This is a genomic window from Candidatus Pelagibacter sp. PS_11 (assembly GCF_059417975.1).
Genome location: NZ_CM182075.1, coordinates 1,042,472 through 1,067,465 on the forward strand (window position 1 = coordinate 1,042,472; position 24,994 = coordinate 1,067,465).

Annotated in this window: 28 protein-coding genes and 1 tRNA gene; 20 read left to right on the plus strand and 9 right to left on the minus strand. The window is 29.0% G+C overall.

The genetic code is table 11. The features are described from left to right. Window positions 1-24 precede the first annotated feature (24 nt). From uvrB to pgsA, 5 genes are read left to right on the plus strand one after another with little or no spacing between them, the layout of a single operon-like run. Complete coding sequence (gene uvrB / locus AC5SLT_RS05465) at window positions 25-2,196, plus strand: excinuclease ABC subunit UvrB (RefSeq protein WP_494591597.1); 2,172 nt, start codon at window positions 25-27, stop codon at window positions 2,194-2,196. After that, window positions 2,178-2,930 (plus strand): SDR family oxidoreductase, encoded by a 753-nt coding sequence (locus tag AC5SLT_RS05470; RefSeq protein WP_494591599.1) that lies wholly within the window; start codon window positions 2,178-2,180, stop codon window positions 2,928-2,930. Before uvrB ends, AC5SLT_RS05470 begins: the two co-directional genes overlap by 19 nt. Continuing rightward, window positions 2,927-3,352 carry a dihydroneopterin aldolase gene (locus tag AC5SLT_RS05475; RefSeq protein ID WP_006997825.1) on the plus strand — a complete coding sequence of 142 codons (426 nt, stop codon included), beginning with the start codon at window positions 2,927-2,929 and terminating at the stop codon, window positions 3,350-3,352. The genes AC5SLT_RS05470 and AC5SLT_RS05475 overlap by 4 nt, the downstream gene beginning before the upstream one ends. Next, window positions 3,339-5,174, plus strand: a complete 1,836-nt coding sequence (uvrC, locus tag AC5SLT_RS05480) for an excinuclease ABC subunit UvrC (RefSeq protein WP_494591601.1) — start codon at window positions 3,339-3,341, stop codon at window positions 5,172-5,174. Before AC5SLT_RS05475 ends, uvrC begins: the two co-directional genes overlap by 14 nt. Before the next feature lie 2 nt (window positions 5,175-5,176). Beyond that, on the plus strand, window positions 5,177-5,761 hold the full coding sequence (pgsA, locus tag AC5SLT_RS05485; protein WP_271523192.1) for a CDP-diacylglycerol--glycerol-3-phosphate 3-phosphatidyltransferase: 585 nt from the start codon (window positions 5,177-5,179) through the stop codon (window positions 5,759-5,761). A gap of 5 nt (window positions 5,762-5,766) precedes the next feature. Here the strand turns inward: pgsA and AC5SLT_RS05490 are convergent, their stop codons facing one another. Then, window positions 5,767-6,639, minus strand: a complete 873-nt coding sequence (locus tag AC5SLT_RS05490; protein ID WP_494591603.1) for a branched-chain amino acid aminotransferase — start codon at window positions 6,637-6,639, stop codon at window positions 5,767-5,769. Between the two features lie 71 nt (window positions 6,640-6,710). Here AC5SLT_RS05490 and AC5SLT_RS05495 point away from each other — a divergent pair, with 71 nt between their 5' ends. From AC5SLT_RS05495 to AC5SLT_RS05505, 3 genes are read left to right on the plus strand one after another with little or no spacing between them, the layout of a single operon-like run. Further along, a complete protein-coding gene (locus tag AC5SLT_RS05495) occupies window positions 6,711-7,148 on the plus strand; it encodes a MarR family winged helix-turn-helix transcriptional regulator (protein ID WP_494591605.1) in 438 nt (145 codons plus the stop codon). Further along, a complete protein-coding gene (locus tag AC5SLT_RS05500) occupies window positions 7,141-7,818 on the plus strand; it encodes a response regulator (protein ID WP_494591607.1) in 678 nt (225 codons plus the stop codon). The genes AC5SLT_RS05495 and AC5SLT_RS05500 overlap by 8 nt, the downstream gene beginning before the upstream one ends. Further along, window positions 7,799-9,118 carry an ATP-binding protein gene (locus AC5SLT_RS05505; RefSeq protein WP_494591609.1) on the plus strand — a complete coding sequence of 440 codons (1,320 nt, stop codon included), beginning with the start codon at window positions 7,799-7,801 and terminating at the stop codon, window positions 9,116-9,118. Before AC5SLT_RS05500 ends, AC5SLT_RS05505 begins: the two co-directional genes overlap by 20 nt. Here the strand turns inward: AC5SLT_RS05505 and AC5SLT_RS05510 are convergent. Next, the gene (locus AC5SLT_RS05510) at window positions 9,096-9,350 is read right to left on the minus strand and encodes a hypothetical protein (RefSeq protein ID WP_006997818.1); all 255 of its coding nucleotides are present in this window, start codon (window positions 9,348-9,350) and stop codon (window positions 9,096-9,098) included. The two genes, AC5SLT_RS05505 and AC5SLT_RS05510, sit on opposite strands and share 23 nt — an antisense overlap. A 46-nt stretch (window positions 9,351-9,396) precedes the next feature. On the opposite strand from AC5SLT_RS05510, the gene lgt reads away from it, so the two are divergent. The 7 genes from lgt (at window position 9,397) to ychF (ending at window position 15,315) form a co-directional block, all read left to right on the plus strand. Beyond that, window positions 9,397-10,167 carry a prolipoprotein diacylglyceryl transferase gene (gene lgt, locus AC5SLT_RS05515; protein ID WP_494591611.1) on the plus strand — a complete coding sequence of 257 codons (771 nt, stop codon included), beginning with the start codon at window positions 9,397-9,399 and terminating at the stop codon, window positions 10,165-10,167. 70 nt (window positions 10,168-10,237) lie between these two features. Continuing rightward, on the plus strand, window positions 10,238-11,200 hold the full coding sequence (locus AC5SLT_RS05520) for an SAM-dependent methyltransferase (RefSeq protein WP_494591613.1): 963 nt from the start codon (window positions 10,238-10,240) through the stop codon (window positions 11,198-11,200). 4 nt (window positions 11,201-11,204) lie between these two features. Then, window positions 11,205-11,966, plus strand: coding sequence for a peptidoglycan editing factor PgeF (gene pgeF / locus AC5SLT_RS05525; protein WP_494592580.1), 762 nt, complete (start codon window positions 11,205-11,207; stop codon window positions 11,964-11,966). A gap of 6 nt (window positions 11,967-11,972) precedes the next feature. Further along, complete coding sequence (locus tag AC5SLT_RS05530; protein WP_006997814.1) at window positions 11,973-12,905, plus strand: ribose-phosphate pyrophosphokinase; 933 nt, start codon at window positions 11,973-11,975, stop codon at window positions 12,903-12,905. Between the two features lie 44 nt (window positions 12,906-12,949). Continuing rightward, window positions 12,950-13,636: a 50S ribosomal protein L25/general stress protein Ctc gene (locus AC5SLT_RS05535; protein WP_494591615.1), complete on the plus strand. Its 687-nt coding sequence runs from the start codon at window positions 12,950-12,952 to the stop codon at window positions 13,634-13,636. A gap of 45 nt (window positions 13,637-13,681) precedes the next feature. Further along, window positions 13,682-14,242 (plus strand): aminoacyl-tRNA hydrolase, encoded by a 561-nt coding sequence (gene pth, locus AC5SLT_RS05540; protein WP_006997812.1) that lies wholly within the window; start codon window positions 13,682-13,684, stop codon window positions 14,240-14,242. Continuing rightward, a complete protein-coding gene (gene ychF / locus AC5SLT_RS05545) occupies window positions 14,242-15,315 on the plus strand; it encodes a redox-regulated ATPase YchF (protein ID WP_020169709.1) in 1,074 nt (357 codons plus the stop codon). Before pth ends, ychF begins: the two co-directional genes overlap by 1 nt. Here the strand turns inward: ychF and AC5SLT_RS05550 are convergent. From AC5SLT_RS05550 to petA, 3 genes are read right to left on the minus strand one after another with little or no spacing between them, the layout of a single operon-like run. Continuing rightward, window positions 15,292-16,071, minus strand: a complete 780-nt coding sequence (locus AC5SLT_RS05550) for a cytochrome c1 (protein ID WP_011281469.1) — start codon at window positions 16,069-16,071, stop codon at window positions 15,292-15,294. The two genes, ychF and AC5SLT_RS05550, sit on opposite strands and share 24 nt — an antisense overlap. Window positions 16,072-16,075: 4 nt before the next feature. Continuing rightward, window positions 16,076-17,335 (minus strand): cytochrome b, encoded by a 1,260-nt coding sequence (locus AC5SLT_RS05555; RefSeq protein ID WP_020169710.1) that lies wholly within the window; start codon window positions 17,333-17,335, stop codon window positions 16,076-16,078. Between the two features lie 9 nt (window positions 17,336-17,344). Then, window positions 17,345-17,854 (minus strand): ubiquinol-cytochrome c reductase iron-sulfur subunit, encoded by a 510-nt coding sequence (gene petA / locus AC5SLT_RS05560; protein WP_271486926.1) that lies wholly within the window; start codon window positions 17,852-17,854, stop codon window positions 17,345-17,347. Window positions 17,855-17,940: 86 nt separating this feature from the next. On the opposite strand from petA, the gene AC5SLT_RS05565 reads away from it, so the two are divergent. From AC5SLT_RS05565 to greA, 3 genes are read left to right on the plus strand one after another with little or no spacing between them, the layout of a single operon-like run. Beyond that, window positions 17,941-18,402 carry a tRNA (cytidine(34)-2'-O)-methyltransferase gene (locus AC5SLT_RS05565; protein ID WP_027307160.1) on the plus strand — a complete coding sequence of 154 codons (462 nt, stop codon included), beginning with the start codon at window positions 17,941-17,943 and terminating at the stop codon, window positions 18,400-18,402. Beyond that, window positions 18,402-19,229 (plus strand): oxygen-dependent coproporphyrinogen oxidase, encoded by an 828-nt coding sequence (gene hemF / locus AC5SLT_RS05570; protein WP_494591617.1) that lies wholly within the window; start codon window positions 18,402-18,404, stop codon window positions 19,227-19,229. The genes AC5SLT_RS05565 and hemF overlap by 1 nt, the downstream gene beginning before the upstream one ends. Before the next feature lies 1 nt (window position 19,230). Then, entirely contained in the window at window positions 19,231-19,707 is a 477-nt protein-coding gene (gene greA, locus AC5SLT_RS05575) for a transcription elongation factor GreA (protein ID WP_006997805.1), read from the plus strand. Here the strand turns inward: greA and AC5SLT_RS05580 are convergent. The 4 genes from AC5SLT_RS05580 to AC5SLT_RS05595 form a co-directional block, all read right to left on the minus strand. Beyond that, window positions 19,704-20,978, minus strand: coding sequence for a CCA tRNA nucleotidyltransferase (locus AC5SLT_RS05580; protein ID WP_271487170.1), 1,275 nt, complete (start codon window positions 20,976-20,978; stop codon window positions 19,704-19,706). The two genes, greA and AC5SLT_RS05580, sit on opposite strands and share 4 nt — an antisense overlap. 3 nt (window positions 20,979-20,981) lie before the next feature. Then, a tRNA-Gln gene (locus tag AC5SLT_RS05585) sits at window positions 20,982-21,055 on the minus strand. A gap of 32 nt (window positions 21,056-21,087) precedes the next feature. Further along, window positions 21,088-21,933, minus strand: a complete 846-nt coding sequence (locus AC5SLT_RS05590) for a 4-(cytidine 5'-diphospho)-2-C-methyl-D-erythritol kinase (RefSeq protein WP_011281473.1) — start codon at window positions 21,931-21,933, stop codon at window positions 21,088-21,090. A 3-nt stretch (window positions 21,934-21,936) separates the two neighbouring features. Then, on the minus strand, window positions 21,937-23,523 hold the full coding sequence (locus AC5SLT_RS05595; RefSeq protein ID WP_494591619.1) for a tetratricopeptide repeat protein: 1,587 nt from the start codon (window positions 23,521-23,523) through the stop codon (window positions 21,937-21,939). Window positions 23,524-23,633: 110 nt separating this feature from the next. Here AC5SLT_RS05595 and AC5SLT_RS05600 point away from each other — a divergent pair, with 110 nt between their 5' ends. Continuing rightward, on the plus strand, window positions 23,634-24,365 hold the full coding sequence (locus AC5SLT_RS05600) for a uracil-DNA glycosylase (protein WP_494591621.1): 732 nt from the start codon (window positions 23,634-23,636) through the stop codon (window positions 24,363-24,365). Next, entirely contained in the window at window positions 24,365-24,925 is a 561-nt protein-coding gene (gene rnhB, locus AC5SLT_RS05605; RefSeq protein ID WP_494591623.1) for a ribonuclease HII, read from the plus strand. Before AC5SLT_RS05600 ends, rnhB begins: the two co-directional genes overlap by 1 nt. Window positions 24,926-24,994 lie beyond the last annotated feature (69 nt).

The following is a 24,994-nucleotide window of genomic DNA, read 5'->3' on the forward strand; positions in this document are numbered from 1 at the left end:
TTTATTCTAATAGTTTTATAGATAATGCAAAATACTTATCAAGATTTAATTACTGAAATCCAAAGTAAAAACCCAGAAATTCACCAAAAACTGGAAGGTGGGCAAAAGTTTAAACTTGTAACAGATTTTAAACCGGCAGGTGATCAACCTGAGGCAATTAAAAAATTAGTTAAAGGTGCAAATAAAGAAGAGTTAAGTCAGGTTTTACTTGGTGTAACTGGTTCTGGAAAAACTTTTACAATGGCTCAAGTTATTGAACGAACTAATAGACCTGCTCTTATACTTGCTCCCAATAAAACATTGGCTGCTCAACTTTATGGAGAGATGAAATCATTTTTTCCAGAAAATGCTGTTGAATATTTTGTCTCTTACTATGATTACTACACACCAGAAGCATACGTTCCAAGATCAGACACTTATATAGAAAAAGAGGCCTCTATTAATGAACAAATAGATCGAATGCGTCACTCAGCAACGAGGTCGCTACTGGAGAGAGATGATGTGATTATTGTATCCAGTGTTTCTTGTATTTATGGATTAGGTTCAGTTGAAGCTTACAGTAAAATGACTTTAAGTTTAAAGAAGGATTATGACTACAATAGAGAACAGTTAATAAAAACCTTAGTACACCTACAATATAAAAGAAATGATCAAAGTTTTTATAGAGGCACTTTTAGAGCACGAGGTGAATATATTGAAATATTTCCCTCACACCTTGAAGACAGAGCGTGGAGGTTAAGTTTATTTGGAGATAAATTAGAAAAGATCGAAGAATTTGATCCTTTAACAGGAGATCTATTAAAAGATTTAGATGTTATAAAAGTTTATGCAAACAGTCACTACATCACTCCAAAACCAACAATTGAACAAGCTGTAATAAAAATTAAAAGAGAGCTTGAGGTTACTCTTAAGAAATTTAAAGAACAAAATAAACTTCTTGAGGCTCAACGTTTAGAAGAGAGAACAAAATTTGATTTAGAGATGATTGAGGCTACTGGTTCTTGTGCTGGTATTGAAAATTATTCTAGATTTTTATCAGGACGAAAACCTGGGGAACCACCTCCTACTCTTTTTGAATATTTTCCAGACAACACTCTTATATTTGTAGATGAATGCCACGTAACTGTTCCACAATTAAATGGAATGTATAAAGGGGACAGATCTAGAAAAAGCAATCTTGCAGAATATGGTTTTAGACTGCCCTCTTGTATGGATAACAGGCCTCTTAAATTTGAAGAGTGGGATGCAATGAGAACACAAACTGTTTTCGTATCAGCAACACCTGGTCCTTGGGAGTTAGAGCAAACTAAAGGTAAATTTGTAGAGCAAATAATAAGACCTACTGGCTTAATTGATCCGCCAGTTGAGATAAAACCTGCAAAAAATCAAGTTGATGACTTGATGCATGAATGTAAAAAAACAATTGATAAAAATTTTAGAGTATTGGTTACAACTTTAACTAAGAAAATGGCTGAAGACTTAACTGAATACTTTCATGAAAATGGTATTAGGGTCAGATATCTACACTCGGATATCGATACACTTGAAAGAATAGAAATCATGAGAGATCTAAGACTTGGAGTATTTGATGTATTAGTTGGAATAAACCTTTTAAGGGAAGGACTTGATATTCCTGAGTGTGCATTAGTTGGAATTTTAGATGCAGATAAAGAGGGCTTTTTAAGATCTGAAACTTCTTTAGTTCAAACTATTGGAAGAGCTGCAAGAAATCTTGAAGGAAGGGTTATTCTTTATGCTGACAAAGAAACAAAAAGTATAAAAAAAGCAATTCAAGAAACAGACAGAAGAAGAGCAATTCAGGTTGCCTATAATAAAAAGCACAACATTGATGCAACCTCAATTAAAAAAGAAATTAGCGATGTTTTAGAAAGTGTTTATGAAAAAGATTACCTAAAAGTTGGAACAGGTGACAATATTGGTGGCAATTTAAAGAAACATTTAAAACAATTAAATAAAAGAATGAAAGATGCTGCAACAAACCTTGAATTTGAAGAAGCTGCAAAAATTAGAGACGAAATAAGAAACCTTGAAGCGTCAGAGTTAGAAATTGTATTAAATCCAAAAGTAAAACACTATAATCAAGAAAATAGAGTGTATCCAAAAGGTAGATCAAAGATGGGCTTACCTGGTACAAGAGCACAAAAAGGTAAGAAAAAATGGAAGCAAACAAAATAATTATCACAGGAGCCGCAACAAGAATGGGCGCTGCTATTGCAAAGAAACTCTCAGGTCCAGGAGTTGAAATGGTTATTCATTACAATAACTCTAAATCTGAAGCTGAAAAATTACAAAAAGAATTGTCAAAAAATAAAACAAAAGTTTACTTGGTAAAAGGTAATCTTGCAAAAGAACAAGATTTAAAAAAAATTATAAAATTCTCAAAGTTAAAATTAAAATATTTTGATTGTTTAATTAATAATGCTTCATTATTTGAAAATGATAATCTTAAAAATTTTTCTTCTAAAAGCTGGAACCAACATATTGATGTAAATTTAAAAGCACCCGCATATCTTACAAAAGAATTTTCAAAAAATGTTAAAGGTAAAAATAACAATATTATAAATATAATTGATCAAAGAGTTTTTAAGTTAACTCCCTTTTTCTTTTCTTATACTTTAAGTAAAACAGGGCTTTATACTCTAACAAAAACTAGCGCTATGGAATTAGCTCCAAATATAAGAGTTAATGGAATAGCCCCTGGTCCTACTATTAAAAATAAAAGACAGAGTGATAAACATTTTAAAAAGCAGTACTTGGCAACCCCTTTAAAACAGCAGGTAAATGTACAAGATATATGTTCTGCTGTTGACTTTTTTATCAAAAACAGTTCAATTACAGGTCAAGTAATAGCAATAGATAGTGGACAAAGTTTAAACTGGCAAACACCAGATGTAATTGGAAAAGAATGAAAAAAAATAATTTAAATATTGTCAAAATAGATAAAAATAAAAGTTTATTTAATTATGAAAAAAAAATTCTTATTAAAGAGTTAACTCTAGATTTAAAGCTTGGTTATTATGATTTTGAAAAAGAAAAAACTCAAAAAGTAAAATTTAGCTTAGAGATTGATTATGAAGATAGAAAACCAACCAATGACAAAGATATTAAATCAATTGTTAATTATGGTCAGGTTGTGAAATTAATTACAAAACTTGCAAAAAATAAACATTATAATTTTTTAGAAACACTTGCTGAAGATGTCTTTGATGTATTATTTAAAGACAAACGAATTGGAAAAATTATGCTTCAGATTGAAAAATTAGAAATTATAAAAGAGTGTGCCTCTGTTGGTATCCAAATTACCAAAAAAAGAAGTCATGAAGAGCTCTGAATTAGGTAAAGACGTAATTAGAAAAGAGCTCCCATTAATTCCTAAAAGCCCTGGAGTTTATCGAATGCTTGATCATAAAGATGTAATTTTGTACGTAGGTAAAGCAAAAAACTTACCCAATAGATTGAAAAGCTATGTTGCTGAAAAAAACCACATTATTAGAACAGCAAGAATGCTTTCTCAAACTTTTAAGTTAGAGATAACGACTACCGCCAATGAAAGTGAAGCCCTTCTTTTAGAGGCTAACTTAATCAAAAAACATAAACCTAAATTCAATATATTGCTTAAAGATGACAAATCTTTTCCCTTTATTTTCATCAGCAATAAAGACCAATGGGCACAAGTTACAAAACATAGGGGAAAAAAAGATAAAGAAGGATTTTATTTTGGACCGTTTGCTTCAGCTGGAACTGCAAATTGGACTATTAAGATGCTTCAAAAAATATTTCAAATTCGAGTTTGTGATGATAGCACCTTCAAGAATAGAAAAAGACCCTGTATACTTTATCAGATAAAAAGATGTTCTGGTCCTTGTGTCGATTATATTGATAAAGAAGATTATAAAAAATCAGTAGATCAAGCAATTCAGTTTGTCTCTGGTAAATCAAGAGATATACAAAAAAATTTATCTAAACAGATGGAGGAAGCTAGCGAAAAACTTGATTTTGAAAGAGCCTCTATTTTTAGAGATAGAATTAAATCCTTAAATATAATTCAATCATCGCAAAGAATTAATGAGGCCAATCTAGTTGATGCTGATGTGATCGCAGCATACAAAGAATCTGGTAAAACCTGTATTCAGGTATTTTTTTACAGGTCCAAACAAAATTGGGGTAACCAAGCATATTTTCCAAAACATGATCCTGATCAAGACGTATCTGAAATAATGTCTTCCTTCTTGATGCAATTTTATGAAAATAAAAATGTTCCAAAATTAATAATTATTAATACTGAAATTAATGACAAGAAATTAATTGAAGAAACTTTAAGTAAAAAAGAAAATAATACTATTTCTATTAATGTAGCAAAAAAAGGCACTAAAGCTAAAGTGATCGCTATGGCAGAAAAAAATGCCAAAGAGTCACTTAATAGAAAAATTTATGAAACAAATAATAATAAAAATTTATTTGAAGGTGTGGCTAAAAAATTTGATCTTAAAAATGGTTTAAACTTAGTTGAGGTTTATGATAATAGTCATATCTCAGGAACCAATAGTGTGGGCGCCATGATTACTTTTGGAAATGAAGGATTTGTTAAAAAAAGATATAGAAAATTTGATATTAAGACAAAAGGTGCTGAACAAGACGATTTTGCGATGTTAAAAGAGGTCCTTACAAGAAGATTTAAAAGAGCAATGTTAGAAAAAGGAAATTATTTAACTCTTCCTGATCTAATTTTAATTGATGGTGGTAAAGGTCAATATTCATCTGCCAAAGAAGTATTGGATGAATTTGGTTTACACGATCTTCCCATGATTGCTATTGCTAAGGGTAAATTAAGAAATAGTGGCGATGAAACTTTTTTCTATAAAGGAAATTCATTTAAATTTGATAAGAATGACCCTACCCTCTTCTTTATGCAGAGACTGCGTGATGAAGCACATAGATTTGCAATCACCTCTCATAGAGCAAAAAGAGCAAAAGGAATTACAAAATCCTTATTAGATCAAATTGATGGTATTGGATCGATTAGAAAAAGAGCGCTATTGAACCATTTTGGCTCTGCAAGAGCAGTAGAATCTGCAAGTTTTGATGAGATTAAATCAGTTGAAGGTGTTGAGGAAAAAGTTGCGAAAAAGATATATAACTTTTTTCACGAATAATTATGCTTAAAAAAATTCCAAATATCTTAACAATTGGTAGAATAATAATTGTACCCTTTTTTGTTCTAGCATTTTATTTGCCAGGTTTTTATGGTGATTTAACTGCATGCGTATTATTTGTAATTGCTTCATTTACTGATTTTTTAGATGGAATGTTAGCAAGAATGATGGGTGAAGAATCTAAGTTAGGTGAATTACTTGATCCTATAGCAGATAAAATCATTGTTGCTACTGCACTTATATTGCTTGTTATGAGTGGAACAATTAGACATTACGAAGTTATTGCTGCAATTATAATACTTACAAGGGAAATACTAATTTCAGGTTTAAGAGAGTTTCTGGCTAGAGGGCAAATTAAATTACCCGTAACTAATTTAGCAAAATTAAAAACTTTTTTACAAATGGTTGCCATAGCTCTTTTACTAACAGGTGAAACTGGTAATAAAATTTTAAACTTTCAAGATTATAATGCTCAAACTATTGGTATAATCTTGCTTTGGCTTTCAGCATTTTTAACTCTTTATACTGGTTATGAGTATTTAAGAAAAGGCATTGACCATGCAATGTCTGAAGATAATAAAAAATAAGTAATCTATTTTTTTCTAACTAAAGCTTGATAACTTTCATTTAAATCAATTATAGTTTCACAAACTTTAAATTGATTGTCTGCGATACAAGATACAGGAGTTACTTCTGCAGCTGAGCCAGTTAAAAAACATCCAACAAAATTTTTTAGTTCTTCAGGTTTAATTTTTCTCTCATTAATTTTAATTCCTTTAGATTTTGCAATCTCAATAACTGTTCTTCTTGTTATTCCATCTAAAAAACAATCTGGAATTGGAGTGTGTATTTCTCCATTTTTATCTTTAAAAAAAACATTTGCTCCAGTTGCTTCTGCAACATTTCCTTCATGATCCAGCATTAAAGAATCCGTATAACCTTGTTGTTCTGCTTCATGTTTTGACAAGGTATTGATCATATATAAACCAGATGCTTTCGTATCCCACGGTATTGTATTTGGTGCAGGCTTTCTCCAGTTCGAAATATTTAATCTAATCCCATTAATTTTTAATTTTGGATCAAAATATGAGCCCCAATCCCAGGTTGCTACGGCAACATGAATTTTTGTTTGTTGTGCAGAGATTGCCATCATTTCACTACCTCTCCAGGCCATTGGTCTTACATAACCATCTTTTATATTTTGAACTGAAATAATTTTATTACATGCACCATTTATTTCCACTTCTGAATATGGCATTGTAATTCCCATTCTTTTAGCTGAATAAAAAAGTCTTGAAGTATGTTCTTCTAATTTGAATATTGATCCGTCATAAACTCTTTCTCCCTCAAATACACAGCTAGCGTAATGTAATCCATGATTTAAAATATGAATTTTTGCATCAGCCCAATCAACAAGCTCGTTATTATACCAGATTTTACCAGATCTTTTATCGTAGGGTATCATGTATGAAATAATTTAAATTTTTTCCTAAAATTATCTTTGTATCTATAATATGTCAATATAACTTACCCATAATGAAAGAACTTTTATATTTAAAGGACACTCAATTAAAGCAGTTGATTGAAAAGTTATTTACAAGTTATCGTGAATCTTTTTCGGATGCCAAGAAAACATTAGATAAATACTCTATAGGTATAGCTCACCACAAAGTTTTACATCTATTATCAATGTATAAGGGAATTACAATTTCTGATCTACTAAAGAAGTTAAAGGTTACCAAGCAGAGTTTGAACAGAGTTTTAAAAGATTTGATTAAACTTGATGTTGTTTTTTTTGAAAAAGATCAACAAGACACAAGAGTAAAGCACATTTTTTTAAATGAAAAAGGAGAAGAAATTTTTGATGAAATATTTTCGACACAAAAAAAAAGAATTTATAACGCTCTTTTAAATTCAAGTTCAGATCAAGTTCTAAACTTTGACAATGTTTTAAAGAAAATAATTAATGAATGATTTTGTAGCCCACATTTTAGTTGTAGATGATGATGAAGGAATTAGATCTCTAATTAAACAGTATTTAAATGAAAATAACTTTCTAGTTACCACATCGGATAGTGCAGAAAATGCTGAAGAAAAAATTTCAATAATCAAATTTGATTTAATTGTTTTGGATGTAATGATGACAGGAAAAAGTGGTCTTGATTTTATCAAACAAAATAAATCTAAAATTGATACCCCTATAATTTTATTAACGGCTAAAGGAGAAGCTGAAAATAGAGTTGAAGGGTTAGAGATAGGTGCTGATGATTATTTACCAAAACCTTTTGAGCCAAAAGAACTTACTTTAAGAATAAAAAATATTTTGAATAAAACAAAAAGAAATGATGAAAAAAGAATTATAACCTTTGATAATATTAAAATTGATCTTAACAAACTTTTAATTATTAAAAATGATACTGAATATAAAATAAATAGTACTGAAAAAATTATATTAGAAAAAATGATTAACAATCCTGGCAAAACTTTTTCAAGAGAAGATATTGGTAAACTAACCGATCTTGATAAAGAAAGATCAATAGATGTAATAATTACAAGACTTAGAAAAAAAATAGAAATAGACCCAAAAAATCCAAAATATTTACAAACTTTAAGAGGTGCTGGTTATGTTTTATGGATTGAATAATTTTATAAAAAATTTACTACCAAAAAGATTATTTTATAGAGCTTTATTAATCGTAGCAGTACCAATAATTGTTCTTCAAGTAATCATATCAATTGTTTTTTTTGATAGTCTTTGGATTAAAACAAATAAAGGTATGACAAGAGCATTAATTGGTGAGATGAAAACATTCATAACAGCTTACGATAACGGAAAATATAATAATAACGATCTGTCAGGGTTATTTTCAATTTATTTGGATCTCAATGTTGTATTTAAAAAAGATGATTTATTTGAAAAACCCCAAAAAGAAAGATGGTTTAGTCCAATAGATAGAACGCTTAGAAGAGAACTGAAATCTAATATGGGTACTCAAAATTACTGGTTCGATACAACAAGTTATAAAGAGCTTATTCATATTAATATTAAACATAACGAGGGTTACTTTGAATTTTTTATTCCAAAAGATAGGGTGACAAGCTCATCTGCTAGAGTGTTTGCTTTATGGATCACCCTACCAGCTCTACTAATGATAACTATAGCTATAATATTTCTAAAAAATCAAACAAGGCCAATTACGAATCTTGCAAAAGCTGCAGAAAGATTTGGCAGAGGAGAAAATATTGACGAGTACAGACCATCAGGAGCGTTAGAAATAAGACAAGCAGGTTTGGAATTTGATAAGATGAGAAAAAGAATAATGAGACACCTCAATCAAAGGTCTGAAATGTTATCTGGTATAAGCCATGATTTAAGAACACCCTTAACAAGACTAAAACTTCAGCTATCTTTTATGAAAGATAAAGATTTATCAAAAAAAATGTCTTTAGATATAGATGAAATGGAAAAAATGCTTAATGAATATCTGCAGTTTACAAGTTCATCATATTTAGAAAAAGATGAAACCTTTGATATTTCAGAATTAATCGAAACTACAATAAAAAATTATAATAATGATAAAATAACCAAAGAAATAATTCCAAGAATTTACCTGAATGGAAGAAAAAATTTAATACAAAGATCTATAAATAATTTAATTGATAATTCAATTAAATATGCTGAAAATATAAATTTTCATCTATCAAAAAAAGATAGTAACATAATAATTACTATTGATGATGATGGAGTCGGTATTCCTAAAGAAGAGTTCGAGAATGTTTTCAAACCATTTTATAAAGTAGATAAAAGTAGAGGGGATTCTAAATCTAGTGTTGGTCTTGGATTGTCAATTACATCTGACATAATCAAATCCCATGGAGGAAATATTTTATTAGATAAATCTCCTTTAAACGGCCTTAGAGTTAAGATTTTTTTACCTTTGTAGATTTTTTATTTGGACTTTTTTTTTCAAATTTGTTGATTTTTTTTTCTAAATTTTCAACTCTTTTAATTAATATATCCATTTCTTCTTTGCTAGTTAATTTCATTTTAAAAATGATCTCTTCTCTTTTAGATCTTAAAACATTTATTATTTCAGAACTTAAATCTTTATAAGAAATTAGCCCTTGTTCAAATAGCTTTGTTAATTTATCAATTACAAATTTTGATTTTGTCATATATTCGCTTATAAAATTAATATACTTTATACGTAGTTTTTTAAAAATGTTTATTAATAATTTTGACCCAGTTGCGTTTCAAATATTTTCATTAGAAATCAGATGGTATTCTTTGGCTTATATTGTAGGTATTGCACTTGGTTGGCTGTATTGTAAAAAAAAATTAATAAAAGACTCTCATATTCTTCAGCTATTTGATGACTTTATAACCTATCTCATTATAGGTATGATTTTGGGAGGTCGGCTTGGTTATACTTTATTTTATAATCTAAAATATTATTTAGATAACCCTATAGAAATATTGATGGTTTGGAATGGAGGAATGTCATTTCATGGTGCTTTAATTGGAATTATAATTGCATCAATATTGTTCTCAAAAAAACACAATACAAATTCGTTTATATTTTTAGACTTGGTTGCCCTATCTGCTCCAATTGGAATCTTTTTTGGTAGAATTGCCAATTTTATAAACTCAGAGCTTTATGGAAGAGCTACAGACCTTCCTTGGTCAGTTCAATTTGTCCTAATAGATAATATCAAAAGGCACCCTTCACAATTATATGAGGCTTTTTTTGAGGGAATAATTCTTTTCTTTGTACTTGGGTATTTTTTTAAAAAAGATTATTTAAAAGTACCTGGAAAAATCTCTGCTTTATTCCTGGTCTTTTATTCTCTATTTAGATTTTTTATAGAGTTTTTCAGATCTCCGGATCCACAAATCGGTTACTTAGTTTTAAATCTAACATTAGGTCAATTGATAAGTGTTATTTTTTTTCTGACTGGGGTTTACCTTTTATCTTCAAAAAATGAAAATTAAGAATAATCAGTCGTTTACCCTAGATAAATTTATAGAGGAGTCTCTTTATAATAAAACATCAGGCTACTACATGAAAAAAAATCCCTTTGGCAAAAAGGGTGATTTCATAACTTCACCCAACATATCTGTATTATTTTCAGAAATGATTGCAATTTGGGTGGTTTCATTTTGGCAAAATCTAGGTTGCCCTAAAAAATTTAATTTAATCGAATTAGGGGCCGGTAATGGTGAAATGATGAAAGTTTTAGTCAATACCTTTGAAAAATTTCAAATATTTAAAAATTCTTGTCACATTAAGATTTTAGAAAGAAGTAAATTGCTTCGAAAAAAACAAAAAATTAATATCAATAAAAAAAATATTCAATGGTTAAATGATTTAAGCGAATTAGATAATTCGCCATGTATTTTTTTGGCAAACGAATTTTTTGACGCCTTACCTATTAAACAATTCATAAAGAAAGAAAGAAAATGGTTTGAAAGACATGTCAGATTTTTTAACAATAAATTTGAGTATTTTGATGTTCCTTTTGATATGCAAAAATTTGAAAATAAAATTAAATTTAAAATTACAAAACAACAGAACTTAATTGAGTATTCACCACAATCAACCGAATACCTAGAAATTATCTTCAATAAGATTAAACGTAATAATGGTGGAATTTTAATAATAGATTATGCGTATACTGATAAAAAAATGAAAAATACCCTGCAAGCTGTATCGAAACATAAATATTGTGATGTACTAAAAGGGTTTGGTAATTCTGATATTACCTACAATTTAAGTTTTAGTTTATTAAATAGAATAGTTAAAGAATTAAGCTCACTTACCTCAATGAATACTACTCAAGGTGAATTTTTAACAAAACTTGGTATTCTTGAAAGAGCAGAAATATTGTCCAAGAAAATGTTATTTAGTGAAAAAGCTGATATTTATTTTAGAATAAAAAGACTTATAGATAAAAATCAAATGGGTGAATTGTTTAAAGTAATGCTAATAACAACAAATAAAAATAAATTTAAATTGGGGTTTTAAACTGATTAAGTCAAAGAAACTCAGTAAATTTAAAAACTTACAGCATGCTTTCTTTAATAGAAAGGGTGGAAAATCTCTAGGTATTTTTAAGAGCTTAAATTGTGGCCCTGGGTCCTCAGACAATAAAAAAAATGTTTTAAAAAATCTTCAAATCGTTCAAAGGAAAATTAAAACTAAGCTTAAAAAAATTATTTTACTAAAGCAAATTCACAGCAATAAATTTCATTTTATAGATAAAAATCTAAAACTTAAAAATTATAATTTTGAAGGAGATGCGCTAGTCACAAATAAAAAGGAATTTCCTATAGCTATATTAACAGCAGATTGTGCTCCAATACTTGTTTATGATGAGAAAGAAAAGATGATTGCTGCAATCCATGCTGGCTGGAAGGGTGCTTTCAAAGGGATAATTAAAAGAACCTTAAATTTTATGATAAAAAAAGGCTGCACCCCTAAAAACATTACTGCTGTTATTGGGCCATGTATTTCGGTAAAAAATTATGAGGTAAAAAAAGATTTTATTAAAAAACTCATCAAAAAAGATGGAAAAAATAAAAAATTTTTTAAAAAGATTCAAAATAAAGATTTCTTTGATTTAAAGAAATATGTCCTTTCTCAATTAAAAGCCTTAAATATAAAGAAAATTGATATAATTAATAAGAATACATTTAATCCAAAAAATAATTTTTTTAGTGCACGAAGATCTATTAGCCGCAATGAGAATGATTATGGTAGAAATATTTCTGTAATTATGATTAATTCATAATATCTCATGAAATTATTAACTGGAAACAGCAATAAACCTCTAAGTAAAAATATTGCAAAATATTTAAAAACTAAGCTTGTAAACTCAAGTATAAAAAAGTTTTCTGATGGAGAAATTTATATAGAAATTAATGAAAATATTAGAGGTAATAGTATCTTTATAATTCAGTCTATTTCATCACCTGCAAACGACAACCTAATGGAATTACTACTTTGCATTGATGCTTTAAAAAGATCTTCAGCAAAAAATATTACTGCTGTTATTCCTTATTTTGGATATGCACGACAAGATCGAAAAGTAGTGCCTAGAACTTCTATTTCTGCAAAATTGGTTTCTAATTTAATTACTAAAGCAGGTGCTGACAGAGTTGTTACTGTAGACCTTCATGCAGGACAAATTCAGGGCTTTTTTGACATTCCTGTAGATAATTTATTTGCTACACCAATTTTTGCAAGACATGCTAAAAAAAATATTAAAAGTAAAAATATTATTTGTGTTGCACCAGACGTTGGTGGAACTGAAAGAGCGAGAGCACTTGGTAAAATTTTAAATGTGGAACTTGCTATTGTGGATAAAAGAAGACCTAAACCAGGACAATCCAAAGTTATGAATGTTATAGGAAATGTTAAAGGGAAAACCTGTATTATAGTTGATGATATAATTGATTCAGGTGGAACTATAGTAAACGCTGCGAAAGCTTTAAAGGATAGAGGTGCTAAAGAGGTTTATGTTTATATTACTCACGGAGTTTTAAGTGGAGAAGCAGTAGATAAAATTAAAAAATCAGTTATTAGAAAATTAGTAATAACGGATACAATTGATAATCACGATAAAATTAAAAATGTTAAAAATATAGAAGTTTTGCCTATTTCAGCACTTATGGGTGAGGCAATTAAAAGGATCTCTAACTCAACATCTGTATCCGATTTATTTAAATAATTATCTTGAGTTATTAAGAAACTTGGGCTAAAAGCCATCTTTTTATGAATTCACTTGATGCAAATACTAGAAATACTAAGTCAAAAGGAGATGTCCGTTCTCTTAGATCGGCTGGAAATATCCCTGGCATAATCTATGGGGGACCAGATCAAAATCAAAAAGTTACTGTATTAAAAAAAACATTAAAATCTTTAATAGATAAAGGAAGTTTCTTATCAAACATAATAAATCTTAATTTAGATGGCAAACCTCAAAATGTTTTACCAAGAGAAATTACTTATAACGTAATATCTGACGAGCCAACTCATATTGATTTTCTAAGAGTTGTACCAGGTGTAAAAATTAGAATAGAAGTGCCTGTGGTATTTATTAATCATGAAACTTCACCAGGCCTAAAAAGAGGTGGAGTACTAAACATTGTGAGAAGAAAAATAGAATTAAAATGTCCAAGTGAAAAAATTCCATCTGCAATAACTATTGATTTAGATGGGGTGGATATTGGGGAAAGTTTCAAAATATCTTCAGTAAAATTAGAAGAAGGTGTTACACCAACTATTATTGGAAGAGATTTTGTAATTGCAACTTTAGCAGCACCTACAGTGATGAAAGAGCCAGAAAAACCAGCTGAAGCTGAAGCAGAAGCAGCAGAAGATGGTAAAGAAGCAGCACCAGCAGCTGAGGGTGATAAAAAAGATGACGGCGAAAAAAAAGCCACTGAAGAAAAAAAATAATCAACTTATCATAGTGAAGACTCCTAGATACGATTTAAAAAAAATATGCTTTTATTTGTAGGCTTAGGAAATCCAACACCCGATAGCGAAAACAACAGACACAATATTGGTTTCAAATTAATTGATGCTCTTAATCAAAAGTTTGGTTTGTCTAAACAAAAACCAAAATTTAAAGGATTATTAACTACAGGTAATATTGAAGATAAAAAGGTTTATGCAATAAAACCATTAACCTTTATGAATAATTCTGGAATTTGTATAAGGGAATTAATTGAATACTTCAAAATTGATGCTGAAGATGTGATTGTCTTCCATGATGACCTTGACCTTGAATTTGGAAAAGTGAAAGCAAAATTTGCAGGATCAAGTGCAGGACATAATGGAATTGAATCTATAGATAAATTTATTGGTAAAGATTATTCAAGAGTTAGAATAGGAATTGGAAAACCCAAAACTAAGGCTGATGTTGCAGATCATGTATTAAAAGATTTTGATGAAGATGAAATGATACAACTAGAAAAAATTACTAAAAATATTATTGATTCAATGGCTATATTAATTGATAAAAAATTAGATTTATTCTCAAGCACTGTAAATAATAAATAATGAGTTTTAAGTGTGGAATTGTTGGCTTACCTAATGTTGGTAAATCTACACTATTTAATGCACTTACAAATTCTAGTAAGGCACAAGCAGCTAACTTCCCTTTTTGTACGATAGAGCCAAATGTTGGTGTGGTTCCTGTGCCAGATGAAAGACTAGACAAATTGGTAGAAATATCAAAATCAAAAAAAAAAATTAACACTACTATTGAGTTTGTAGATATAGCTGGACTAGTAGCGGGTGCCTCTAAAGGTGAAGGCTTAGGAAATAAATTCTTATCTCATATAAGAGAAGTCGATGCAGTCATTCATATGATCAGATGTTTTGACTCTGATGATATTCAAAATGTGAACCCAACAGTTGATCCAATTAGAGATTTGGAAATTATTGAAACAGAAATGATGTTGGCTGACCTTGAATCAATACAAAAAAGATTGGAAAAAAATAATAAAAAAAATGTAGATGAGGAACAATTAAAAATATTAGAAATTGCTTCTGACTGCATAAATAATTCTAAAGATATTCAAATACTTTATGAACAATTTGATAAAAAATTAATAAGCCAAAGTGGTTTATTGTCTTTAAAGCCTAAAATCTTTGTATGTAATGTTGATGAGGCAAGTGTTCAAAATGGAAATAAATACACTCAAGCATTTATTGATAAATATGGTGAAAAAAATACCTTAATAGTTTCAGCTGATATTGAGAACCAAATAAATCAATTAGAAAATGAAGAAAAAGAAAATTATATGGAGATGATTGGACTAAAAAGAACTGGTTTAAATATGTTAATTCAAAAAGGTTACAATATTTTAGAGTTGGATACTTATTTTACATCTGGGCCTGAAGAAACTAGAGCTTGGACTATCCAAAAAAATTGTACTGCACCAAAAGCAGCTGGTGAAATACACACTGATTTTGAAAAAGGTTTTATAAGAGCCGAAACAATTGCTTATGAAGACTTCATAGCTAATGATGGTTGGGTCAATTCAAAAATAAATGGAAAAATGAGACTTGAAGGAAAAGATTATATTGTCAAAGATGGTGATATATTAAACTTCAGATTCAATACGTGACCAAATTTTCTTCATACTAAAGTAAACTAGAATAGTTAAAATAATTAAATACAAGATAGCCTTAAAGCCCATCTTATGTCTGCTTTCTAAATGAGGTTCAGCTGCCCACATTAAAAATGTTGTAACATCTTTTGCCATTTGTTCTTTAGATGCTGTAGTTCCATCACTATATTCTACCAAACCATCTGATAATGGTTCTGCCATCTTAATATTATTTCCGTACATAAACTTGTTATAGTAAACTCCATCATCAAGCGTTACACCACTCGGTGGATCTTCGTAACCAAGTAGCAATGAGTAAATATAATCAACACCACCAGTTCTAGCTTTTGCTAGCACAGACATATCAGGAGGATAAGCTCCTCCATTTGCTGCTTGAGCTGCTTTAACATTTTCATAAGGCATGACAAATTTATCAGATAGCTTAGCGGGTCTTACAAACATTTCTCCATCATTATTGGGTCCATCTGTAACTTCAAAACTTGCAGCTATTGCTTTAGCCTGCTCTTCTGTAAACTCTGGTCCACCTGGCTCAAATAAGTTTCTATAACTTACATATTTCATTGAATGGCACGACGCACAAACCTCAGTATAAACTTGATATCCTCTTTGAAGTGAACCTCTGTCAAATTTTCCAAATAATCCTTTAAAACTCCAATCTGTTTTTAAAAGATCTACTTTTTCTGCAGCATTAACTGTAAGAGTTCCTACTAATAAAAAAATAATTGAATAACTAATTTTTAAAATATTTTTCACTTAATTAATTTAAACTTTCTTTTTTTTTAACAGTTGATGCAATTGGCATCCCTCCAAGTACTGGTTCTGTAATACTTAAGGGTAAAGGTATGGTTTTTTCTTTAAATCCTAATACCGGTAAGATTATTAAAAAGTGAATAAAGTAGTAAGCTGTGGCAACCCTGGCAATCAATAAGTAAAGCCCCTCAGCTGGCATCGCTCCTACGTAACCTAAAACTAATACATCCACTACTAGTATCCAATAAAATTGTTTGTAAAGAGGTCTAAATACTGCTGATCTAATTTTTGAAGTATCCAACCAAGGCAGTGCAGCTAAAATTAAAATTGCTGATAACATTGCAACTACTCCCATTAATTTATCAGGAACTGATCTTAGGATTGCATAAAATGGTAATAGATACCACTCTGGAACGATATGGGCTGGTGTTACCATTGGGTTTGCTTCTATATAATTGTCTGCATGCCCTAAAATATTTGGTGAATAAAAAACAAAAAATGCAAATACAATCATAAACATTAATAATGCAAAGCCATCCTTGATCACAATATATGGATGGAATGGTACTGTATCCTTAGAAGGTTTTTTAACATCAATCCCCACTGGGTTATTGTTTCCAGGAACATGAAGCGCCCAAATATGAAGAACGACTAAGCCCAAGATTAAAAATGGTATTAAGTAATGTAATGTGAAAAACCTTGTTAAAGTTGGGTTATCTACAGAATAACCTCCCCACAACCAATTAACTATTCCCTCACCCACTAAAGGTATGGCACTAAAGAGATTTGTAATAACTGTTGCTCCCCAAAAACTCATCTGACCCCATGGCAAAACATATCCCATAAATGCTGCTGCCATCATTAAAAGGTAAATTATTATTCCAATAATCCAAATAATTTCTCTTGGAGATTTATATGATCCATAAAACAAAGATCTAAATATGTGAATATAAACTGCTAAGAAAAACATTGAAGCACCGTTTGCATGAATATATCTTATTAACCAACCATAGTTAACGTCCCGCATGATATGTTCAACACTTTCAAAAGCCATGTCAGCATGAGCAATGTAGTGCATAGCCAAAGTTAAACCAGTAACGATTTGTGTAATTAAACAAAAAGTTAAAATCCCACCAAATGTCCACCAATAATTTAAATTCTTAGGTGTTGGATAATCAGTTAAATGACTAGCGAGTGATAAAAGTGGAAGCCTGTCATTAAACCATTTTCCAAATTTTGAACTAGGAACGTACTCGTGATCACTCATAATTATTTATTATCCAATTTTAATAGTGTTGCTGTTGACAAATTCATATTTTGGAACTTCCATGTTTGTTGGAGCAGGACCTTTTCTAATTCTTCCAGAAATATCGTAATGTGAACCATGACAAGGACAAAACCAGCCATTGTAGTCTCCTTTATCATTTAAAGGGACACATCCTAAATGCGTACAAACACCTAACATAACTAACCATTCTGGATCTTTTGCTCTATCCTCATCTTTTTCAGGGTCTTTTAAATCTTCCATTTTAACAGCTCTTGCTTCAGCTACTTCCTCGGGTGTTCTTCTTTTAATAAAAACTGGTTTTCCTCTCCAGAGTACAGTGATTGTTTTTCCAGGTTGAACTGAACTTACATCAACTTCTGTGCTAGCTAATGCTTTAACAGATGCATCTGGGTTCATTTGATCAACAAGTGGCCAAACAACAGCTCCTACCCCAACAGCTCCTACCGCATATGAGGCTGTAAATAAAAATTCTCTTCTTTCAGGTTTTTTTTCAGACATCTTTAATTTTTTGTATATTGTTATCTAATATATGATTTCATATAAGAAAAAAGTTTTTTTTCCACTGAAACAATGACACATAAAACATGAATTTGAGACCTAAAATAGCCTTATATGAACCTGATATTCCTCAAAATACAGCTGCTATTATCAGAACATGTGCATGTCTAGGAGCTGATTTAGAAATAATTGAACCATGTGGTTTTTTATTCAGTGATAAAAGATTTAAAAGAGTTGTGATGGATTATATGGATGAAAAAATGATAAAATTTTATCAAAGTTCAGATGAATTTTTTAAATCAAAAAAGAATGAGAGAGTAATATTATTAACAACTAAATCAGCAGATTCTTATACTGCCTTCAAATTTGAGAGTAATGATACACTATTATTTGGAAGAGAAAGTGCTGGTGTACCAGACCATGTTCATAATTTAATTAAGTATAGGTTAAAAATACCCATGATGGACAATAAAAGATCTTTAAATATAGCCTCTTCAGTTGCTATAATTCTTTCAGAAAATTTAAGGCAAACTAACTTTAATAAATAATGGACAAAGAAATTAAAAAAAAACTTGCTTCTAATTGGTTTAAGTTGCTGCAAAACACAATTTGTAATGACATTGAAAAACTAGAGGGTAAGAAATTAAAGTTTAAATATAAAACTTGGAATAGAAGTGAAATTAAGGATGAAGGTGGTGGAGAGTTTAGAATTTTAAAAGATGGTAAGATTTTTGAAAAAGTTGGTGTAAATTTTTCAGAAGTGCATGGAAAGTTTTCAAAAGAAATGAGTAAAAAAATTCCAGGTGCCTCTAAAAATCCAAATTTTTGGGCATCAGGAATTTCTATTGTAATGCATATGAAAAATCCTCATGTTCCAGCAATTCATTTTAACACTAGATTTATCTACACAACACATGGATGGTTTGGTGGCGGTATGGACGTAACCCCTTGTATCCAAGATCTTAAAGAAAAAAGCTTCCTTCATACTGAATTAAAAAAAATGTGTAATCGACATGATAAAAAATTTTATAAAAAATATAAAAAGTGGTGTGATGAATATTTTTATTTACCCCATAGAAAAGAAACAAGGGGAATTGGTGGTATTTTTTTTGATTACAAAAAAAAAGATTGGGAGAAAGACTTTAAATTTGTAACAGATCTTGGAGTTACCTTTCAAATGTTATTTAACTCGATAATACAATTAAAACACAAAAAGAAATGGACTGTAAAACAAAAGGAGATACAATATATTAAAAGAGGTAGATATGCTGAGTTTAACTTACTATATGATAGAGGAACAAAATTTGGCCTACAAACAGGTGGTAATGTTGAGGCAATATTAATGTCTTTACCTCCAATAGCAAAATGGAATTAAAATGGATAAAGAACCAATAACAGCAGATGGTCTTGAAAGTTTAAAGGAAGAGTTAATTTTTTTAAAAGAAAAAAAAAGACCTCAAATAGTTGCTGCAATATCTGAAGCAAGATCTCATGGGGATCTGAAAGAGAATGCTGAATATCATGCTGCAAAAGAAGAGCAATCTCATAACGAAGGAAGGATTACAGAAATAAATGATATTATTGCAAGAGCAAATGTTATTGATGTAACCAAAATGAGTAATGATGGCAAAGTCATCTTTGGCTCAACTGTAGATTTAGAAAATTTGGATACTGGAGAAAAAATTACCTATAAAATAGTTGGAAAAGATGAGGCTGACCTTCAAAAAAAACTGATATTTTTTCAATCACCTATAGGTAGAGGTTTAATTGGAAAAAACAAAAATGATTTAGTTGAAATTAAAACTCCTGCAGGTGTAAAAAACTTTGAAATTAAAGATGTAAAGTACGTTTAATTACTTACTATTTTTTGAACTTCTTTATCTGAAATTTTAAAATCATTACTAGTCCAGACTTCTTCTATTACTTTTAACTTCTGTCCCAGCTCCCTTCCCTCAGGAATTTGATATTTTTCCATCAAAGTACTAGCTTTAAATGGCATAACAGGCATTTCTTTTTTTTTAAAAATTTCAATCATTTTAATTAACTTATTGTCTACTTTTTTGGATTTAAAAATTTTAAAATAAAGAACATCTAATAATGCCTCCCTACCATTAAAATAAAAAATTTTATTTAGATTTTTTTCTGAAAAGGTTTGGTTTGTATTTTTTTCTAAATTAAACTTATTTAAAAATATAAGTCTTTTTTGATCTTTTTTGGATAAATTAAATTTATAAATAAAGTAATCTACATTGTCAGTTCCATCAATAATCATTAAAGACAATAAGAAAATAAAGTCCATTTCAAGAAAGTTTTTTTTTGCAAAACTATTCATTTTATTGAATAGAGAAATATTTTTTATTTGTGGAAAAATAAGATTTATAATCTCTAAACAATCCTTATCCTTAGTTAACTTTAGAAAACCATTTGATTTTAATAATTTTTGAAATTCATCTATTAATCTTTCTGAGGAAATACTTGAAACACCACTTAGGTTTTTTTTAATTGCTTTAATAACTTGTGGGTCATGACTATGCTTAGAATAACTAAGAAAAAATCTGACATATCTTAATACCCTTAAATAATCCTCTTTAATTCTGGTTTCTACATTTCCAATAAAATTAATTTTTCCTCTTTCTAAATCTTTTTTTCCATCAAATGGGTCAAATAAACTTCCTTCAATATCCGCGTAAATAGAATTGATAGTAAAATCTCTTCTAGAAGCATCTTCTTTCCAGCTATCAGAGAACTCTACTTTTGCATGTCGTCCATCTGTATCAATGTCTTTTCTCAATGATGTAATTTCAAACTTTATATCATTAATTAACGCTGTAATTGTTCCATGTTCTATTCCACTCTCGTAATATTTTATGTCCTTTTTAGTAAGAGCCTCACAAACCTCTTTTGGATTTAAATTAACTGCTAAATCTATGTCATCATATGCTTCTTTATTAATAATCTTTCTTACACATCCACCTACATACCGGATTTCACTATTGCTAGAGTATGAATGAATTGCTTCAAATATTTTTGAAACCTCTGTTTCCTTTTTAATATTTTTGAAGCCTAAATTTATGTGATTAAGGTTTTGAGATCTAAAAAAAATTTTATCTAATAAGCTATTCATATATGGCTGGCCCACAAGGATTCGAACCTCGGATCTCTGTACCAAAAACAGATGTGATACCACTTCACCATGGGCCAATATTAGTTGCATATATCACAAAAAAAAAAAATTATATAGTTTTTGATTCAATACACCAGTGGTTATTAAATTTTCGTTTATATTGGCTGCATGCTTTTTTGCAGGCCTTTTTGGAATGAAAATAAGCCACTATTGAGGATCCTGATCCGGACATTCTAACAAATAGGGTGTTGGGTAAACCATTGAGGTAGGATTTAATTCTTTTAAGTTCTGGATATTTATTTAAGGCAACCTTTTCAAGATCATTGTCCAAATTTTTTAAATATTTTGCTTCAAATAGTTTCTGTTTAGGAGGGTTAAATTGAGGTTTAGAGAATGAATCAACTTTAGAATAAATATATTTTGTAGAACATCCAAAGTTAGGTTTCGCAACCAATATATGAAATTTAATTTTATTTTTGAATTTTTTAATATCTCCATTAGATAAAAGAATAGCAAGTGATGGCTTTATACCTAAAATCACATCTGATCCTATTTCATTACTTATTTTTTTTGAGTCATTTTTTTTTATTTTAATTAATTTTTTTTCAATAAAAAAATTTAATAGACTGGCAGCATTCATAGACCCACCTCCCATTCCGGCTTTTTGAGGTATATGTTTTATAACTTTAATTTCAAATTTTTTATTATTCAAAAGTTTTTTGTTATCTAAAATTTTTAACAATTTTGAAATAGTATTAATTTTACTGATGTTTTTAGAAAATCTTCCAATAAAATTGATTTTATGCTGTTTTGTATTGCTTTCTGTTATTGTAATTGAATCATGTAAATCGATAAAAGAAATTAAACTTTCGATATTATGAAGCTTTGATTTTTTTCCTGTAACGTTTAGAGCTAAATTTATCTTTGCATAAGACTTTATCTTAAAACTATTCATAATTTAGGAATTTTTTAATCCCTCTAATAATTTATTTTTAATAGTTTTTTTCATGGCATCTTCAGTCTCATCTAAATTTAAAACAGCTTGCCAAAAATATCTTGCTTGAATTTTTCTATCAAGCTGCCAAAGAATATCACCGTAATGATCATTAACTACTGGATCCTGAGGCATTAATTCAACTGCTCTTTTAAGAAAATTTTCTGCTTTTTCATATTCGTCAACTAAGTAATATGCCCAACCGATTGAATCAATAATGTATGGATCGTTACTTCTGGCTTCATAAGCTTTTTCAAGCATTTTAAGAGCAGTATCAATTTTATGCTCTCTTTCCAACCATGAGTAAGCTAAATAATTTAATACATAAGCATCATCTGGGTTGGCTTCTAGAGACTTTAATAAATCTTTATCTGCTTTTACATAATCTCCAGATCTCTCGTAACTTCCTCCACGCCTATATAATATTTCAGCGTATAAGTCAGAATTAGCGTTCATTTTTAAAAGTATTTGATCATAAAAATTTATTGCTTCAATATATTTTGAAGCATTTTTATGCATATTTGCAATATCAAATATAATTTTTTTATTTGGGTTTTTAATTTCTTTAAATTTTTCATTGATAAATTTTAGAGATGCTTCTTTATTATTTTTTTTTAAAATAATTTGAGACTCTTTTTTTAACTTAAACCAATAATAAAATTCATGCTTTTTATCAAATGCTTCAAGAGTTTTTAATGTATTGGAATAATCATCACTCAAATAATAATTTTCAGCTAATAAAGACAAATTGAAAATAAATTTAGGATTTAAATAGTTTGCTATATTTAAATAAAAATTTGATTTCTCATAATCATTCTGAGAGGAATAGAGATTTGCTATTAGAAAAAATAGTTCACTAACAATGTCATTCGAATTTGTACATGAAAAAATTTCTTGGAAATTATCTAGGTTTTTATCTTCTATCCATTTTTTACCTTGAGAAATTAATACTGATGAATTTAAATAATCAAAATTATTAGTAACTTTTTTTGCCTTATCGTAATTATCTTTCTTGATTAAATAACTGATCAAAAAAAATACATACCTTGAATAATCAGCATCGTTTTGTGAATTAATTAATGTATTAAAATATCTCTCTGTATCTTTATCATTTAAATAACATCTTTGAAAAACTTCGTTAATAAATGAAAAATTTCCAAACGTATTTGTTTGTTTCACTAATTTTTTTTCTTCAAAAACTGATAAATATTGCTTGAAGGTTTCTGCAATGATTAATGAAAGTCTATCATTGTTAATAAATTCATATGATCTATCAATATAAACTTTACTTTTTTTAAAGTTTTTTTTCTTTAAACTATCAACCGCCAGCAACAAATTAGCCTGAAAAAAGTCAGAGTTGTTTTTTGTTGAGTTCTGTTTAACTTGATTAATTGCTTTCTTAACTTTGCCATCAAGTACTAAGGAAAATACATACCTCTCAAGATAGGCATCATGCTGTTTTATTAATATTTTTGATGAATTAAAAAATTTTAAAGCTTCTATATTATCTAGATTTTCATAAGCTACAATTCCTGAAAAATAATTAGACAAATACCTTGCATTAAAATCATTTAAACTGGTATTTTTTGAGTATAATGGACTCTGATAAAGTATTAATATTAAAAAGAATTTAAAAAACTTTACCAACATTTGGCCATTCTATGTCTAAAAAAGTAATAAATCAAAAAACGAATTTTGACTCTGAGTTCTTAAACACTACTGGATCTGACTTTATTTTTGATGAAAAACCAATCAATAGACTAAAAAATACTAGTAATGACTTAAAAAAAGATCTGAGTATTCAAAAAATAGATAAAGTTAAAGAACTTGAGAATCTTAAAGAACAAATAAACTCAATTAGTGATTGTAACTTAAAGAATAATTCAAAAAAAATAATTTTAGGAGATGGGAATATTAATAGCTCAATAATGATAATTGGTGAAGCCCCAGGCATTGAAGAAGATAACGCCGGATTAACTTTTATGGGTGAAGTAGGAGATCTTTTAAAAAAAATGCTGATTGCAATAAACATTAAAAAACAAAATATTTACGCAACTTATGCTGTAAACTTTAGACCTCCTGAGGATCGAAAACCAAATTCTACAGAAATTAAGAGATATTCCCAATTTTTACAAAAACATATTTCAATAATAAATCCTAAAATAATAATTCTTATGGGTAGTACTGCTATGGAATCTTTAACAGGTTTAAATAGTAAAATTTCTATTGAGCGAGGAAAATGGAAGGAAGTAATTATCAAAAATACAAGTTACAACGTTATCATAACTTTTAATCCCTCTTATCTTTTAAGAGCTCCTGAAAATAAAAAACATTCATGGGATGACTTAAAAAAGATTAAACAAAAAATCTTAGATCTAAAACTATCCATTTAATGAAAATTTTAGCAGGTGTTGATGAAGTTGGCAGAGGAAGTTTAATCGGGCCTGTTTATGCAGTAGCTATCATATTAAATAATTCTATTGATAAAAAATTATTGAAAGATTCAAAAACTCTAACAAAGGACAAAAGAGAAGAGCTTGAAAAATATATTAAAAAAAATTCTATATGGGCTATAGGCCAGGCATCGACTAAAGAAATTGAAAAAATTAATATATTGCAGGCAAGTTTACTTGCAATGAAAAGAGCTATTCTTAAATTGAAAACAAAACCTTCACTTGTTTTAATTGATGGCAACAAACTGCCTGATCTTAAAAACTATAAATTAAAATATGTAATTAAAGGAGATCAAAAAATCCCAAGCATTTCTGCTGCATCAATTGTTGCAAAAGTCAGTAGAGATAAATTTATTACAAAACTTTCAAAAGAGTTTAATAATTATGGATGGGATACAAACTCTGGTTATGGAACCAAAGAACATTTAAACGCAATTAAGAAATTTGGTATTACTAAATATCATCGAAAAACTTTCTCACCTATTTGTGATCTTTTATAATTTTCACGTGTAACAGCACAACATCTAGTTCTCTTAAAAATTCAGACACAATTTGAATCTAGTTATTTC